The sequence below is a fragment of the Sagittula salina genome (assembly GCF_017813235.1).
Taxonomy (GTDB): Bacteria; Pseudomonadota; Alphaproteobacteria; order Rhodobacterales; family Rhodobacteraceae; genus Sagittula; species Sagittula salina.
The window spans coordinates 84,817-99,944 of sequence record NZ_JAGISH010000006.1 but is presented as its reverse complement, the minus strand read 5'-3'; the positions used below and the strand labels follow the sequence as shown (position 1 = coordinate 99,944).

At 65.5% G+C, this 15,128-nt stretch carries 15 protein-coding genes; 8 read left to right on the top strand and 7 right to left on the bottom strand.

What is annotated here, in order from left to right; genetic code table 11:
• The first annotated feature begins 220 nt into the window (after window positions 1-220).
• Window positions 221-1,225 carry an asparaginase gene (locus J5474_RS11780; RefSeq protein WP_245216408.1) on the top strand — a complete coding sequence of 335 codons (1,005 nt, stop codon included), beginning with the start codon at window positions 221-223 and terminating at the stop codon, window positions 1,223-1,225.
• Window positions 1,226-1,367: 142 nt separating this feature from the next.
• Here the strand turns inward: J5474_RS11780 and serB are convergent, their stop codons facing one another.
• The 5 genes from serB to J5474_RS11755 form a co-directional block, all read right to left on the bottom strand.
• A complete protein-coding gene (gene serB / locus J5474_RS11775) occupies window positions 1,368-2,222 on the bottom strand; it encodes a phosphoserine phosphatase SerB (protein ID WP_209361118.1) in 855 nt (284 codons plus the stop codon).
• Between the two features lie 133 nt (window positions 2,223-2,355).
• Window positions 2,356-3,057 carry an NYN domain-containing protein gene (locus tag J5474_RS11770; protein WP_209361117.1) on the bottom strand — a complete coding sequence of 234 codons (702 nt, stop codon included), beginning with the start codon at window positions 3,055-3,057 and terminating at the stop codon, window positions 2,356-2,358.
• Between the two features lie 442 nt (window positions 3,058-3,499).
• Window positions 3,500-4,003, bottom strand: a complete 504-nt coding sequence (locus J5474_RS11765) for a GNAT family N-acetyltransferase (protein ID WP_342454027.1) — start codon at window positions 4,001-4,003, stop codon at window positions 3,500-3,502.
• Window positions 4,000-4,761 carry a potassium channel family protein gene (locus tag J5474_RS11760; protein ID WP_209361116.1) on the bottom strand — a complete coding sequence of 254 codons (762 nt, stop codon included), beginning with the start codon at window positions 4,759-4,761 and terminating at the stop codon, window positions 4,000-4,002. The genes J5474_RS11765 and J5474_RS11760 overlap by 4 nt, the downstream gene beginning before the upstream one ends.
• 22 nt (window positions 4,762-4,783) lie before the next feature.
• A complete protein-coding gene (locus tag J5474_RS11755) occupies window positions 4,784-6,202 on the bottom strand; it encodes a TrkH family potassium uptake protein (RefSeq protein ID WP_209361115.1) in 1,419 nt (472 codons plus the stop codon).
• A 256-nt stretch (window positions 6,203-6,458) separates the two neighbouring features.
• Here J5474_RS11755 and J5474_RS11750 point away from each other — a divergent pair, with 256 nt between their 5' ends.
• On the top strand, window positions 6,459-6,923 hold the full coding sequence (locus tag J5474_RS11750) for a hypothetical protein (protein ID WP_209361114.1): 465 nt from the start codon (window positions 6,459-6,461) through the stop codon (window positions 6,921-6,923).
• 108 nt (window positions 6,924-7,031) lie between these two features.
• Here J5474_RS11750 and J5474_RS11745 read toward each other — a convergent pair whose 3' ends face one another.
• Window positions 7,032-7,340 (bottom strand): I78 family peptidase inhibitor, encoded by a 309-nt coding sequence (locus J5474_RS11745; RefSeq protein WP_209361113.1) that lies wholly within the window; start codon window positions 7,338-7,340, stop codon window positions 7,032-7,034.
• A gap of 299 nt (window positions 7,341-7,639) precedes the next feature.
• Here J5474_RS11745 and J5474_RS11740 point away from each other — a divergent pair, with 299 nt between their 5' ends.
• Window positions 7,640-9,292, top strand: a complete 1,653-nt coding sequence (locus J5474_RS11740) for a Y-family DNA polymerase (protein ID WP_209361112.1) — start codon at window positions 7,640-7,642, stop codon at window positions 9,290-9,292.
• A gap of 14 nt (window positions 9,293-9,306) precedes the next feature.
• On the opposite strand, the gene J5474_RS11735 is transcribed toward J5474_RS11740, so the two are convergent.
• A complete protein-coding gene (locus tag J5474_RS11735) occupies window positions 9,307-10,242 on the bottom strand; it encodes an AEC family transporter (RefSeq protein ID WP_209361111.1) in 936 nt (311 codons plus the stop codon).
• 117 nt (window positions 10,243-10,359) lie between these two features.
• On the opposite strand from J5474_RS11735, the gene J5474_RS11730 reads away from it, so the two are divergent.
• From J5474_RS11730 to J5474_RS11710, 5 genes are all read left to right on the top strand, one after another.
• Window positions 10,360-11,298 carry a fatty acid desaturase family protein gene (locus tag J5474_RS11730; protein WP_209361110.1) on the top strand — a complete coding sequence of 313 codons (939 nt, stop codon included), beginning with the start codon at window positions 10,360-10,362 and terminating at the stop codon, window positions 11,296-11,298.
• Complete coding sequence (locus tag J5474_RS11725; protein WP_209361109.1) at window positions 11,295-12,194, top strand: CPBP family intramembrane glutamic endopeptidase; 900 nt, start codon at window positions 11,295-11,297, stop codon at window positions 12,192-12,194. The genes J5474_RS11730 and J5474_RS11725 overlap by 4 nt, the downstream gene beginning before the upstream one ends.
• Before the next feature lie 73 nt (window positions 12,195-12,267).
• Window positions 12,268-13,227: an acetyl-CoA carboxylase, carboxyltransferase subunit beta gene (gene accD, locus J5474_RS11720; RefSeq protein ID WP_209361108.1), complete on the top strand. Its 960-nt coding sequence runs from the start codon at window positions 12,268-12,270 to the stop codon at window positions 13,225-13,227.
• A 22-nt stretch (window positions 13,228-13,249) separates the two neighbouring features.
• On the top strand, window positions 13,250-14,536 hold the full coding sequence (locus J5474_RS11715; protein ID WP_209361107.1) for a bifunctional folylpolyglutamate synthase/dihydrofolate synthase: 1,287 nt from the start codon (window positions 13,250-13,252) through the stop codon (window positions 14,534-14,536).
• Window positions 14,537-14,594: 58 nt separating this feature from the next.
• Window positions 14,595-15,017: a hypothetical protein gene (locus tag J5474_RS11710; RefSeq protein WP_209361106.1), complete on the top strand. Its 423-nt coding sequence runs from the start codon at window positions 14,595-14,597 to the stop codon at window positions 15,015-15,017.
• Window positions 15,018-15,128: the final 111 nt, after the last annotated feature.

Here is a 15,128-nt window from a genome sequence, read left to right as displayed (position 1 = left end):
CATTCGTGCAGCCTCCAGCTGTCCTTGCCTCTGACCTGTCGCCTGTCCGGCCCTGTCCCGACCCGCAATGACACCGCGACGGTGTTTTCTCTCGACGGCGGGACTTTAGCCCGAAAAAACCGAAATGCGAAAGCCCTGTTGGCAGAAAGTCGCTCAGGGCGGTATGGCAAAGCGATCCGGCCCCGGATATGGGGTGCGAGACAGCAAATGGGGGCAGATCATGCGCGCGCAAACCAACCCGGTCGAAATGGTCGAAGTCGTCCGCGGACCTCTGGCGGAAAGCCGCCATTCCGGCCATGCGGTAATCTGCGATGCCTCCGGCGAAATCATGGATTGCTGGGGCAACCCGGAAGAAGTCATTCTGCCGCGCTCCTCGGCCAAGATGCTGCAGGCGCTGCCGCTGGTGGCCTCCGGCGCGGCAGACGCGGCGTCGCTGTCCACCGAGCGGCTGGCGCTGGCCTGCGCCTCCCACCAGGGTGCGCCGCTCCACAATCAGGCCGTCGCGGCGTGGCTTGCGGACATCGGGCGCTCCGAGTCCGATCTGATCTGCGGGCCGGAACCGTCGCGCGACAAGGACCTGCGCCTTTCGATGATCCGCGACCGCGAGGATCCCCGCCGCATCATGAACAACTGTTCGGGTAAGCATACAGGCTTCCTCACGCTGACCAAGCACCTGCGCGCGGGCCCCGACTACTGCTGCCCGGACCACGCAGTCCAGCGCGCCATCCGCTCTGTCTTCGAGGAGGTCACCGGCGAGACAAGCCCCGGCTACGGCATCGACGGCTGCTCTGCCCCGAACTTCGCGACCACGATGCACGGCATGGCGCGCGCCATGGCCTTTTTCGGCTCTGCCGAGACCCGCGGCGATGTGTTGTCGAAATCCGCCACGCGCCTCACCCAGGCGATGATTGCACACCCGGCCCACGTCGCCGGCGAAGGCCGGGCCTGCACCCTGTTGATGCGCGCCGCCAAGGAGCCTGTCGCCATCAAGACCGGGGCGGAGGGCTACTTCATCGCCATCCTGCCTGAACGCGGTCAGGGGGTCTCGCTGAAGATCGCCGATGGTGCCACCCGCGCCTCCGACTGCGCCATCGCCGCGCTGTTGGTGCGTCTGGGCGTCGTCGATGCGGAGCACCCGGATGTGAAACGCTTCCTCAATCCCGCGATCCACAACTTCGCCGGAACCGTGACCGGAGAAATCCGCCCTAAGGTCGGCGTATTCTGAGAAAGAGGCCGGGGCCTCCGGAGGAATTTGGGAGGAATTTGGACCAAGAAGAAGCCGCAGACGTGCCCTGCTTCTTCTTGGCAAAAATACCCGGGGGGATTTGCTCCGCCGGGGCGATGGGGGCAGGGCCCCCTTCCGACCCCTATGCCCTGGCGTAACCCTGCAAGTAGAGGAGCGCCGTCAGATCGCCGTGATTCACCCGCAGATCGCACTGCGCCTGCACCGAGGGCTTTGCGTGCAACGCCACACCCATGCCCGCAAGCGTCAGCATCCCGAGGTCATTGGCCCCGTCACCCACCGCGAGCACCTCCGCCTCCGTAATCCCCAGCCGGGCGGTGATCTGCTCGAGCGCTTCGACCTTCGCCTGTTTGCCCAGGATCGGCCGCCCGACCTCGCCGGTCAGTGCGCCTCCTTCGACGACCAGTGTATTTGCGCGGTTCTCGTCAAAGCCCAGAAGTGCCGCGACCTTTGCGGTGAATGCCGTGAACCCGCCCGAAACCAGCGCCGCATGGGCCCCGGCCTTGTGCATCCGCGCGATCAGTTCCGCACCGCCCGGCATCAGCGTGATCCGCTCCGCCACAACCTGATCAATCACCCCTTCCGGCAGGCCCTTCAAGAGTGCCACCCGTTCGATCAGCGCGCCTTCGAAATCGAGTTCTCCGTTCATCGCCCGCGCCGTGATGTCCTTCACATGCGCGCCGACACCGGCGACCTCGGCCAATTCGTCAATGCACTCTTGCTGGATCATCGTGGAATCCATGTCGGCCAGAAGCATTTTCTTTGCCCGCCCCTCCGCCGGGACGATATTAAGATCCACTTGGTCCGCGACCGTCTCCCGAACCTCGTCGAAGTTCGTCGGCCGCACCGGCAGCGCGAATTCCGCCGCCTCGTCGGGCGCAAGCCAGACCACCTCAGCACCGCCGAACGCGTTGCGGAGCGATTCCACCAACGCGGGGTCGAGGTGGCCGGGTCTGGCGATCAGCGAAGCGATGAACATGGGGCAGGCTCCAATCTCGGTTTCGCGGCGTATCAAGCACACAACGCGGAGAAGGGCCAGACCGAGGAACGCGAGGGGCGGACCCTCGCGTTCGCGGCGGTGTTTCGATCAGGAAAGGGGTAGTCGCGTTGGCTCAGTCGACCCGCCGCACCATCAGCTGGCTCGCTTCCGTGCGGGTCTCGAAGACCTTCAGAACCTTGACGAGATCGCTCAGCTTGCGTTTGCCATAGGTGCGCGTATCGAAATCCGGGTTTGCCGCCGTGATGACCTGGCCAATATCGCCCAGCTTGTACCACTCGTCGTTGCCCTCGATCGATTCCATCGCCCGAAAGATCAGGTCGCGCGCCTCCGAGAGCGGGCGCTTGCCCTCTTTCTTTTCCTTTTCCTCGGTCGGTCCGGAATCGATGTTCTCGAGGTAGATGAAGCGCTTGCAGGCCTTGCGGAAGGCATCGGGCGTCTTCTGCATCCCCATGCCGTAGGCATCCAGTCCCTGTTCACGGATGCGGCTGGCCAGCCGGGTGAAATCGCTGTCCGAACTCACCAGCACGAAGCCGTCGAAGCGTTCGGAGTGCATCAGGTCCATGGCGTCGATCACCAGCGCGATGTCGGAGGCGTTCTTGCCCACCGTGTTTGCGGGCGAATGCAATGGCACGAGGCCATACTCCGCCGTCACCCGGCTCCAGCCGTTCATCTGCGGGCTGGCGAAATCGCCGTAGACACGCCGCACGGAGGCCTCCCCCATGGAGGCAATCTCCTCGAACAGCGCCTTGGCGTACTTGGGCGAGGTATTGTCCCCGTCAATCAGGATCGCCAGCAGGCGGGTATCATTGGGCATGGAGCCTCCGTTGGGTATCTTTGGTGGAGAGGTAGCATGGTCAGGCGGCGTGGCGAACATATGACGCAACCGGACCCCCGAGTTTCGGCAGCGGTTTCCCGTATATCACGGATCGGCTGGCGCCCGGTTCGGACGCGCAGGCAATGAGGGTCTCACGGTCCTGTTTCAAACGATGGGTGACTGATGGGGCACAAGTGCCTTCGGCATGGCGATTTGGCTTTATTTCGCTGCGTCATCATTTTCCCGGGTTGCTCGTACTGCGGCGGGTGGTCGAAATGGAAATGGGTAATTCAGGTGCAGCGAGCGAATATCGAAACCGAGCGTTTGATTGGCTGCCCCTCGATCCGTGGGGAATATCACGCCGGTGGCTCGGGTGGTTTCGACGACCACAGGACGGCAGGATGTCCCCTTCCACTGTCGTCCATTCGCCACGGCTGGCGGCTTACAGCCGCCTGTACATCACCAGCGCATCGACCTCCTCGCCTGACGGCATTCGGAAGGCGCCCGGCAAGCGGCCGACCGTCTCGAAGCCGGCCCTTTGCCAGATCCCCACCGCGCGGGTGTTGGTGGAGACGACGCAGTTGTACTGCATGGCCCGGAAACCCAGTCGGGCTGCCGTCTCCAGCGAATGCGCCAGCATGGCGCGGGCGGTGCCCTTGCCACGGGCGGCCTCGGCGGTAACGTAACCGCAGTTGCAGACGTGGCTCCCGCCGCCCTTCTGGTTGCGCACGATGTAATAGGTGCCCAGAATCCTGCCGCCGTCTTCGTAGACGAACACGGTCCGCTCCGGCCCGAACCAGTAGGCCAGCGCGTCCTCGCCCGAAATGTCGCGGTCGATGGCGTAGGTTTCTCCACTCCGGAAGACCGGCTCCAGCATCGCCCAGATCGCCGCGCGGTCCGCCTGTGTCGCTTCGCGGATAACCGCGTCTGTTTCGGGTGGGGTCACGTCACGCCTTCCGTCTTGATATTCATCACCGCGCCGCAGTGCTTGCAGTGCACCGCATCGGCATCATGTAGCACCAGCCCGCATTCCTTGCACTCGCAGCGTACCTTGTTCGGTCGAAACAACACCTGCACGAGCCGCAGGAACAGAGTTATCCCGCACAGCATGACCACCACGGAGATCAGCCGCCCCAGAGACCCCTTCAGCACGATGTCCCCGAAGCCCGTCGTTGTCAGAGCCGTCACCGTGAAGTACAGCGCATCCGCGTAGTTCGCGATCTGCTCGTTCACCCGGTACTGCGTCGCGTAGACCAGCCCCGTCATCACAAAGATGAAAACGCCGAGGTTCGTCACCGCCAGCACCACGTCGTCATGCTTGCGGAAATACGGGAAATCCCGCTTCAGTTGCAGGCCCAGATGATACGTGTGCAGCAACCGAAGCGTTCGCAAGACCCGGAGGAAGCCCAGCCCCTCCCCGGCCAGCGGCGCCAGGAACGACACGATTGCCACCACGTCCGCCAGCGTGGTCAAGCGCGTGAAAAGCCGCATCCGGTTGGCGGAGATCCACACACGCAGCCCGAACTCCGCAAGGATCGCCAGGCCAAAGACCACGTCGATGGCCTCCACAAATTGCCCGTGCTCCGTGAAGGAGGTCGCCACCACGAAGGCGATCGTCAAGAGATCGAAGGCCAGCACCGCGTAGCGGAATCGCCGCGCCGCGGGACTTTCGCCCACGTACAATTCGCGTACCCGGTTCCGCATGTCTTTCTTCTCTGCCACCGGCCTATACCGCCTCTCTCCAGAAGGTCCGCGTGAACAGCACGAAAACCGTCATCATCTCCAGCCGTCCGGCGTACATGCCGAAGGCCAGCCACCACTTAGCGCCCTCGGGCAGCAGGGCGAAGTTTCCGGCCGGGCCGATGATCCCGCCGATCCCCGGACCGACGTTCGCCACCGCCGTCAGCGCCCCGCTGAAGCTGGTCGTCATGTCCAGACCGTAGAGATCCAGTACAATCGCCAGCGCGAACACGGTGATGACATAGAGCACGAAGAAGGTCATCACACCCACCATCACGTCGGCCTCCACCACGCGGCCATTGTAGCGCGTCACCTCCACCGCGTGCGGCATCCGCACCCGCAGGAAGCGCAGGCGCAGCAGCTTCAGCACGATCACCCATCGCATCATCTTTGCGCCCCCCGACGTGGACCCCGTGCACCCGCCAAGCGCGGTCAGAACCAGAAAGGCAATCGCGGCAAAGGCCCCCCACTCGGTGTAATCCACCGTGGCGAAGCCCGTCGTCGTCACCACCGACACCACGTTGAAGGCAACCTGCCGCAGCGCTTCCTCCACCGGCGCGCCGGTCGTCCAGACCCGCCAGACCGTCAGCAGCGTGATCGACACGGCAAACAACACCATCAACGCGCGCACCTGCTCGCTGCGGATGTCGCCCTTGCTCAGCACCCGCATGTACCACGCAAAGGGCAGCCCGCCGCACAGCATGAAGAAGGTGCCCGCCCATTCCAGCCCCGGACTGTGGAATTGGCCGAAGGACGCGTCTGATGTCGAATAGCCACCGGTCGAAAGCGTTGTCATAGCGTGTACCACGGCGTCGAAGATGCTCATGCCGCCCAGCCGGTAGACCACCATGCAGGTCAGCGTTAGGCCGGCGTAGACCCACAGCGTCGTGCCCGCGAAACGCGCTGCCGTCGCCATCTCCTTGTCGCCCTTCTCCGAGCTTTCGGTGCGGAACAGTTGCATCCCACCCACCCGCAGGATCGGCAGCAGGGCGATCCCCGCGACGATGAAACCGATGCCGCCCAACCATTGCAGGATCGCCCGCCATAGCAGGATGGCATGGGGCATATGGTCGAGGCCGCTCAGCACCGTCGATCCGGTCGTGGTGATCCCAGACATCGATTCGAAAAACGCATCCACCGGCATCATCTGCCACAGCCACAACGGGACCGCCCCCATGGTGGCCCCTGTCACCCAGATCGTCCCGGTCAGCAGAAAGGAATGCAGACGCGAAAAATCGCGCGGTCGGTTCCACAGTGCCAGCACGGCCAGCCCGCCGGGAAAGCCGGTGATGACGCTTGCCTCCATGAACAAGCCGCGCGTGTCGGGGAAAAGCAGGCCAAGCAGCGCCATCAGCACCGACATGCCCATGATCAAAAGGCCGTTGGCCAACAGGACCAGCGTCACGGGCGTGGCTCCGCGCGCGGGGATTTCTCGGTGGGGTGGCTCACGCGCCGACACTCCTGTCTGCCCGTCCGCGAAGCGCTTGCGGGGCAGGTTACAGTGCCTCGCTGTGGCGCGGAATTCCAGAGGGCGCAACGCGTCTGCGACACCGTGAGGCCGGGCGGGGCAATCGGGGAAGGAATCCCGTTAATCGAATCTTCAACGATCTGCGCGCACCCTTCGGGAGATTGCCCCGATGCCTGCCAGACTGGAGAATCGCATGCGTGCACCTGCCCGGAAGACCGCTGTCATCGCCCTCGATTCCCCGCGCGACGCGCTCGCCGAATATTCGGAGGAAGGGGCCGTGCGCCTCGCGCAGAATCTCGCTGCGTCACAGCGGCCCGATGTCCTGCGCGAGGATATCGCCGCCCATTGCGACGACGCGGTCCGGTTGTCGGTGTTGCATGCGCTGCTGGCGGCTGACGCAGATCCGGGGGAACGCCTGTGCGCCCGGATCGCCCGCCGCCAGGAGGCGATGTTGGCCCTCGACCACGCGGAGCTTCACTTTACCATGCAGGCTCGTCGTGCGGGGGACGTGCGCGCGCGGCAACTGGCCGATGCGCTGCGCCACGCCGCGAAATCGACCCGCGCCGCGCTTGCCACAGAAATCGACGCGCTCTCCCTCCGCCACGAGGAGGAGGAGGCCCTGCGCGCAACCCTCTCCCGCGCGACGCGGCGGGCCTGAGACCGGGCCTGAGACCGGGCCTGAGACCGGGCCTGAGACCGGGCCTGAGACTGGGCCTGAGACTGGGCCTGAGACTGGGCCTTCGGTTGTGGCTTGGGAAAAGCGCGTTCAGCCGCAGCGCAAACTCTGGATCACGCCCTCGTCGTCGAGGTGCACGTTCGTCCGGTCGGGCCGGTGGTCCATCGTCGCCATGTCGTCGGGGTGCAGCACACGCTTTGGCTGCGGGATCGCTTCGGCCGCCGTGGCGGGCTGTCCGATCAGGTCCTGATACTGCGCGGCGGGGCACAGACCGGGCTCTGCAGGCGGCGCCTCTGCCTGCCGCGCGCCCATCGCCGGGGTGGGCTGCGGCGTCCCACGGGGCAGGGTGCCGTAGTAGGTGGGCGCGGTCAGCGCCAGTGCGACGATCAATGACAACATTTCTGGTCTCCTCTCCCAGCGACAGATGCGCCCGTTAACCGGGTTTTCGAATGGCTGACGCGGTTTTTCGCGAAAGGGCGCCGACAGGCGGCGCCTGCCATCGCAAATTCCCTGCGCCGCCTCGACGTATTACGCGTTGGTTTGGCCCCTTCGCGCGCCCTTGCACCTGTCTGCTAACCCGGCGCGGGGCATTGAGGCGGGTGCCGACCCGGTCGCCGTTGCCCCGACGTGAAACAGGGTGTGACTCGACTCGTTCCGTTAGTATTTGTAGAACAAAGATAGAACACAAGATTTGTCCCATGCGTAACCGCCGTATCCTTTCCCTTTGGTTTCCGCGTCTCGGTGCCGAACGCTGGCAGCGGGCAGAGCCGCATCTGAGGGAGGTGCCCTTTGCCACCGTCGCCACCGATGGAAACGCGCAAACGCTTGGGGCAATTAACGAAATAGCCTCCCGGCACGGGTTGTTCCGGGGTCAGGCGCTACGCGACGCGCACGCGCTTTGTGGCGAGCTGGTGACCCGCCCTGCCTATGTTCACCGCGAAGAAGCCTTTCTTGACGCGCTGCACCGCTGGGCGGGGAAGTTCTCGCCCTGGGTCGCCTCCCACCGGCCCGACGCGCTGGTGATCGATCTCACGGGGTGCGCGCATCTCTTTGGGGGGGAGGAGCGGATTTGCGAACAGGTTACGCAGGACTGCGCCGATCTTGGCCTTTCGGTACGCACTGGGCTGGCCGACACGCTTGGGGCGGCCTGGGCCCTGGCCCGGTTTGCCGAGGCGGATCAGGTGCCTACCCGTAACGGCGACGCCATCGACCAAGAGGCGCCCGCCACCCGTTCGAGGGCCGGAAAACGGCGCATAGGCCCACCCCGTGGCCCGATCACCGGCCCCCCGGAAAACCGCATCGCCGCCCCCGGCACGGCGTGGCGGGCGCTATCCGCGCTGCCCGTCGCTGCCCTGCGCCTGCCCGCCCACACGGAGGAGGCGCTGATTCGCGTCGGTCTCCGCCGCATCGGCGACCTGCTCGACCAACCGCGCGCCGCTCTGACCCGCCGCTTCGGCCGCCACCTGCTTGACCGCCTCGATCAGGCCATCGGCAGCGCGCCCGAGCCGATCAACCCCGCCCAGCCGCCGGACCGCTTTGCCGTCCGGCTGTCCTTTCCCGACCCCATCGGGTTGGAGGACGACGTGGCGGAGGGCTTCTCTCGTATGCTTGATCGCCTTTGCAACACGTTGAAATCAAAGTCGAAGGGCGCCCGCGTCCTGCGGATGGAAGTCTACCGGTGCGACCACGTCATGCAATGGCAGACGCTCACGCTGGCCAATGCGCTGACGCAGCCCGACCGTATCCTGCCGCTGTTGCGGCTGAAGATTCCCGAAATGGAAGCCGGCCCCGGCATCGACATGCTGCGGCTTGAGGCGGTGCAGACCGAACCGATCCAGCAGCGCACCATGGCGGGCCACGCCGAGGCTACGGAACAGGCCATGCGCCGCCGGGACGCTTCCCGGAACGGGCACCGTGGCATTGAGGATCTGATCGGTCGGCTCGGCGCGCGGTTGGGCATGGAGGCGATCACCCGCCTGCATCCCGGCAACAGCCATATCCCTGAAAAAACGCAGAAAACCGTCCTTGCCGCCTGGACGGAGCCAGCCTCTGACTGGGTGGAGATCGACCGCCCGCGTCCCCTGCTGCTCTGGCGGCCGGAGCCGGTCATGGCTCCCGACCGGCCCCGGCTCTCACGCCAGTTCCGCTGGCGGGGGCGCGAGTGGGAAGCCCTCGACGCACGCGGCCCGGAACGTATTGCTCCGGAATGGTGGCTGGACGATCCCGCGTGGCGCTCTGGCCCGCGCGATTACTGGGACGTGCACACCACGCGCGGCGACCGGCTCTGGCTGTTCTATGCGCATGGCGGAACGCTGTCGTCGGGCTGGTTCTGCCAAGGCTTGTTCGCCTGATCCCCAGGAGGAAATCAGGGCGCTGAAACGGCGACGGCGGCGATGATGGCGGAGACGGTCACGATGCTGGCTGCGGTGGATATCAGGATCGAGGCCGACACCCGCTGCGGCGCGATGCCGTAGTGCTGCGCGAGGATGAACACGTTGCCCGCTACCGGCAGCGAGGCCGCCGAGATCACCACTGACGCGCGGTAGGCATCGACCGGAAACAGGTAATACACGCCGATCGCAACAAAGAGCGGGTGCAGGATGAGCTTGGCGAAGGACAGCCATGCCGCCACCTGCAGACGCTCCGCGCTCTTGGTCGCCAGTGACGCGCCGATGGCAAACAGCGCCCCCGGCGTCGCCGCCGCCCCCAGCGTGGCAAAGAAGCTGTCCGGCACCTCGTGCAACCCCAGTCCGGTGGCCGACACGCAAAGCCCCAGCGCGATTGAGACGATCATCGGGTTCTTCAGCAGCCCCAGCCCGAGGTTGCGCACGACGCGCGGGGACATGCTGCCTTCGCGCGCGGCGGTCACGACCAGTGTCAGCACGGAGGAGAACACGATCATGTCGATCGACAGCACGAGGATGATCGGACCCACGGCCTCCTGCCCCAGCAGGAGGGCCAGCATCGGCACGCCGAGAAAGCCGGTGTTGCCGATGGCGGCGCATTGCGCCTCGATCGCGGCGGTGGGCGTGTCGAGCCCGCGCCAGAAGGCGACCCCCAGCCCGATGGCATAGGCAAAGGTCGTCCCCCAGAGGTAACCGGCGGCCAGCCGGCCGTCAAAGATTTCGCCCAGCGAGAGGTTGGCGGAGAAGCGGAAAAGCATGGCCGAAAGGGCGAAGTAGAAGACGAACCTGGTCAGGTGCGCCGTCGCCTCCGCGCTGAAGAACCGCCAGCGCGCGGCCGCCCAGCCGAGGCCGATAAGGCCGAAGAACGGCAGGGTTTTGAGGAAGATCGCCAGCATGGGCATCTCGATAGCATGGGGCGCAGCAGGGTCAACGCCGACCGATGCGCGTGGGCGTCCGGTGTCACCTCAGGGCACCGTTGACAGGGCGGGGGTGACGGACGGATCATCCGCGTCATGACACCGGGACGCGCGTATCTGTCGAGCGACGAAATCCGGGCGCTGTCGCAGCGCTCGAACCTCTGGGGCGTGGCATTGGTGGTGCATGCCTGGGGGCTGATCCTCGGATCGGTCTGGGTGTTTACGCTGTGGCCGAACCTGCTGACCTTCGTGCTGGCGGTGATCGTGATCGGGTCGCGCCAGCTGGGCCTTGCGATCCTGATGCACGAGGCGGCCCATAACGCGCTGTTCCGTTCCCGCGCATGGAACGAATGGGCCGGGACGTGGCTGTGCGGGGCGCCGATCCTCGCGGATCTTGCCAGCTACCGGCACTACCACCTGAAGCACCATCGTTACACCCAGACCGATGATGACCCCGATCTCGTGCTGTCCAAACCCTTCCCGACCACGCGCGCCTCGCTGCGGCGCAAGCTGATTCGCGACGTGACAGGGCAGACGGGCATACGGCAGCGGGCCGCGCAGATCGCCTTTGCCTTCCGCCTTGTCGGAGAGACGGAGGGGGTGAGCAGTCAGGATCTCGCGCAGGCGTTTTCCGGCCCGGTACTCGGTCGGGCGGCGCTGGCCAACCTGCTGCTCTTCGCGCTGCTCTGGGTGATGGGTGCGTGGTGGTTCTGGTTCGCGCTGTGGCTCTTGCCGCTGCTGACATGGTTCCAGCTGGTGCTGCGGGTACGCAACATCGCCGAACATGGCGCGGTGCAGCAATGCGACGATCCCTTCCGCAACACCCGCACCACGCTGGCCGGTCCGCTGGAAAGACTGCTGGTCGCGCCCTACCGGGTGAACTATCACCTCGAACACCACCTGGTGATGCATGTGCCCTGCTACCGGCTGCCGAAACTGCATCGGCTGCTGCACGACAAGGGCCTGGGGGAGCGGATGACAACGGCACCGAACTACATCGACGTCCTGCGGCAGGCGAGCGCCCGAAAGGCATGATCCGCAAGCCCTACGAACGCCACGCCGTGATGACCGTCCCGGCGCGGGCCTCGGCAGAGATCTGGCGGCTGGCGCTGGGTCTCTTTGTCGCCGCGCTGGTGATGTTCGGGCTGGCGCGCGGGGTGATGGCGCTGATCGCTTCGCTGGTGTCGGATGAGACGGCACTGGGGCTGTCCGCCGCGTTGCAGACGGCAGAAACGCCAACCGGGCTTCTACTGCTGCTGTTCCTCATGGGGGCGATGGGGGCCGGGGCGCTGGTCGCCGCCGAGGTGGTGCACAAACGCGCCGCCCGCTCGCTATTTGGGCCCGCGCGGCTGTTCTGGCGTCAGTTCCTGCGCGTGCTGGTGGTGCTGGTTGTGCTCAACGCGGCCATTGCGCTGTTGCCCCCTTGGCCGCTGGCAGAGGCGACGGAGCCGGGCCTGCCCCCGACCCAGTGGCTGGCGCTGCTTCCGCTCACGCTGATCGGTCTGCTGCTCCAGACAGGGTCCGAAGAGCTGCTTTTTCGCGGCTACTTCCAGAGCCAGTTGGCCGCCCGACTGAAGCATCCGGCGATCTGGTTGACGGTGCCCTCGGCGGCCTTTGCCATCGGGCATTATGCGCCGGAGACATACGGCAGCAACGCCTTTGCCATTGCGCTCTGGGCGTTTCTTTTCGGCGTCGTCGCCGCCGACCTTACGGCGCGGGCGGGGAGCCTTGGTCCCGCCATCGCGCTGCATCTCGTCAACAACTTCGTCGCCATCGCGCTGGTGGCCATGCAGGGGGACATGTCGGGGCTTGCGCTCATGCAGCTGCCCTTTGGCCCAGACGATGAGGCCGCCGTTGCAGCGTGGCTGCCGGTTGACCTTGCCACCATGGGCGTCAGTTGGCTGGCGGCACGTCTGGCGATCCGCACATAGACCTCGAAACGTGTCGTTTGCATTTTGTCGCAGGCGGGCATAGATCAGCGGCACCACAGAAATCGGGGTCTCCATGAACTGGATCACCAACTACGTCCGTCCGCGTATCAATTCGATCTTCTCACGCCGCGAGATCCCGGAAAATCTGTGGTCGAAGTGCGACAACTGCGGGACCATGCTGTTCCACCGCGAGGTCAGCGACAACCTGAATGTCTGCAGCAGCTGCGACCATCACATGCTCATCACGCCGCGCGACCGTTTCCTGTCGCTGTTCGACGGCGGCGTTTTCAACGAGATCGCCGTCCCGGAGCCGGTGCACGATCCGCTGCATTTCCGCGATTCCAAGAAGTATCCCGACCGCATGAAGACGGCGCAGAAGACCACCGGCGAGAAGGAGGCGATGCTGGTCGCCGCCGGAGAGATCGGTCGCACGCCGGTGATCTGTGCCGCGCAGGACTTCTCCTTCATGGGCGGGTCGATGGGGATGTACGTCGGCAACGCCATCGTCGCCGCCGCCGAAGAAGCGGTGAAGCTGGGCCGCCCGCTGATCCTGTTCTCTGCCGCTGGCGGCGCGCGGATGCAGGAGGGGATCCTGTCCCTGATGCAGATGCCGCGCACCACCGTGGCCGTGCAGATGCTGAAAGAGGCGGGCTTGCCCTACATCGTGGTGCTGACGCACCCGACGACCGGCGGCGTCACGGCCTCCTACGCCATGCTGGGCGATATCCAGATCGCCGAACCCAATGCGCTGATCTGCTTTGCCGGGCCGCGCGTCATCGAACAGACAATCCGGGAAAAGCTTCCCGAAGGGTTCCAACGGGCGGAATACCTTCTGGAGCACGGGATGCTCGACCGCGTGATCGACCGCCGTGAAATGCGCGCGGAACTGATCACCGTGTGCCGGATGCTGATGCGCCTGCCGCCGCCGACCTGGGGCGACCTGCCAAAGCCGGGGTCGGAGGAGCTGGCGCCCGAAGCGCTTGACGCGATTTCCGCAGCCAAGGCGCCGCACCCGGCCAAGCCCAAAAAGTAACCATATCCGGAGGACCGGGACGATGCAGAAGCCGGCACAGTCTCGGGGGTCCGATCTGATCCTCGAGCGTCTCATGACGCTCCACCCCAAGGTCATCGACCTCGTGCTCGACCGCGTCTGGCGCCTGCTCGCGGCGCTCGGCCATCCGGAGCGCGCGCTTCCGCCGGTGATCCACCTCGCCGGGACCAACGGCAAGGGGTCGACCCAGGCGATGATCCGCGCCGGGCTGGAGGCGATCGGCGCGCGCGTGCACGCCTATACCTCGCCGCATCTGGTGCGGTTCCACGAACGCATCCGGCTGGCCGGAGAGGTGATCTCAGAAGAGGCGCTGATGGCTGCGCTCGACGAATGCGAGGCGGCGAACGGCGGCGCCCCGATCACCTATTTTGAGATCACGACCTGCGCCGCCCTGCTGGCCATGTCGCGTACCCCGGCCGATTATGTCCTTCTGGAAACGGGGCTTGGCGGGCGGCTGGATGCCACCAACGTCATCGAGGCCCCCGCCTGCACCGTGATCACGCCCATTTCGATGGATCACGAATCTTTCCTTGGCGATACGCTGGCAAAGATCGCGGGCGAAAAGGCCGGGATCATCAAGCGCGGCGTGCCTTGCGTCGTCGGTCCCCAACCCGAAGCAGCGCTGGAAGTGATCGAGGACCGTGCCACGCGGCTTGGCGCCCCGCTGCTGGTGCATGGCCAACACTGGCATGTCTGGGAGGAACGCGGGCGGTTGGTGTATCAGGACGAAACCGGGCTGCTGGATCTACCATTGCCGGTGCTGCCCGGCGCGCACCAGTATCAGAACGCGGGCGCCGCGGTGGCCGTGCTGCGGCACCTGAAGGCGGCCGAGTCCGCATTCGAGGCCGCCATGACGCGGGTGGAGTGGCCCGCCCGGATGCAGCGGCTCCGCAAGGGCCCGCTGACAGAGACCGCACCGGGGGTCGAGCTTTGGCTCGACGGCGGGCACAATCCGGCAGCGGGGGAGGCCATGGCGGCGCATCTCGCTTCCTTGCCTCAGCGTGAGACCCTGCTGATCTGCGGTATGCTGAACACGAAGGATGCGCGCAATTTTCTGCGGCCGCTGGTGACGCAGGCACGAGGGCTGCACGCGGTGTCCATCCCCGGAGAGGCGAACACCCTGCCTGCGGCGGAAACCGCGCGCCTCGCGGCAGAGGTTGGCCATGACGCACGGGAATCACCGGACGTGGCGGCCGCGTTGAGGGAGATTAACGCACGCGCCCCACACGCCCGTGTAGTGATTTGCGGCTCGCTATATCTTGCAGGCCGGATTCTGTCTGAAAATTGTTGATATGACAGCGCTTTGCGCGTTCGCCTCATAAAGGGACAGATTGTTTTAGACTTTTGCAATGCCGGATGAATTGAGTCTTTCACAGACGATCCACGACCACCTCCATCTCCTGCATGTCGGGTGGCGCGGTCACGTCACCCTCGGCAGTATCGCCCGGGGGTACGAGACCTTCTCCGGAATGCCCGAAGCCGGACGCGTCACGCGCGGCCTGCACGATCTGCGCGGGATCGAAAACCTGTCCCTGTTCCAGAGCGGGGTCGATTCACTGGGCGAGATGATCCGAACCGATGCCGCCAACTGGGGCGTGTCCCGGCGCGCGGCCTTCGTGATCGCCAAACGCAGCTTGCTGTCCGAGCTTCAGGCCTATGTCACCGCCATCAGTGAGGCTGAGGTGCTACGCGCGCGGGTCTTCGAGGACATGGCTGAGGCGCTGGACTGGCTCGACCTTCCGGAGGGTTTCGTCGCCGCGGCCAGCCCCTGAGGCGTAACGGCAATGTCCCAAAGCTCGATGAAAGGGTGCGTTCATATTGACTGATTCGCGCGCCGCGGCCTATATCTTGTCCAAGCAACAAGGGTAAGCGGTCCCTCAAGG

Coding starts and splice junctions, on each gene's coding strand:
- J5474_RS11730 (WP_209361110.1), top strand. CDS start 10,360: ATGACACCGGGACGCGCGTATCTGTCGAGCGACGAAATCCGGGCGCTG.
- J5474_RS11740 (WP_209361112.1), top strand. CDS start 7,640: ATGCGTAACCGCCGTATCCTTTCCCTTTGGTTTCCGCGTCTCGGTGCC.
- J5474_RS11750 (WP_209361114.1), top strand. CDS start 6,459: ATGCGTGCACCTGCCCGGAAGACCGCTGTCATCGCCCTCGATTCCCCG.
- accD (WP_209361108.1), top strand. CDS start 12,268: ATGAACTGGATCACCAACTACGTCCGTCCGCGTATCAATTCGATCTTC.
- serB (WP_209361118.1), bottom strand. CDS start 2,222: ATGTTCATCGCTTCGCTGATCGCCAGACCCGGCCACCTCGACCCCGCG.
- J5474_RS11745 (WP_209361113.1), bottom strand. CDS start 7,340: ATGTTGTCATTGATCGTCGCACTGGCGCTGACCGCGCCCACCTACTAC.
- J5474_RS11760 (WP_209361116.1), bottom strand. CDS start 4,761: ATGCGGAACCGGGTACGCGAATTGTACGTGGGCGAAAGTCCCGCGGCG.
- J5474_RS11780 (WP_245216408.1), top strand. CDS start 221: ATGCGCGCGCAAACCAACCCGGTCGAAATGGTCGAAGTCGTCCGCGGA.
- J5474_RS11770 (WP_209361117.1), bottom strand. CDS start 3,057: ATGCCCAATGATACCCGCCTGCTGGCGATCCTGATTGACGGGGACAAT.
- J5474_RS11715 (WP_209361107.1), top strand. CDS start 13,250: ATGCAGAAGCCGGCACAGTCTCGGGGGTCCGATCTGATCCTCGAGCGT.
- J5474_RS11725 (WP_209361109.1), top strand. CDS start 11,295: ATGATCCGCAAGCCCTACGAACGCCACGCCGTGATGACCGTCCCGGCG.
- J5474_RS11710 (WP_209361106.1), top strand. CDS start 14,595: ATGCCGGATGAATTGAGTCTTTCACAGACGATCCACGACCACCTCCAT.
- J5474_RS11735 (WP_209361111.1), bottom strand. CDS start 10,242: ATGCTGGCGATCTTCCTCAAAACCCTGCCGTTCTTCGGCCTTATCGGC.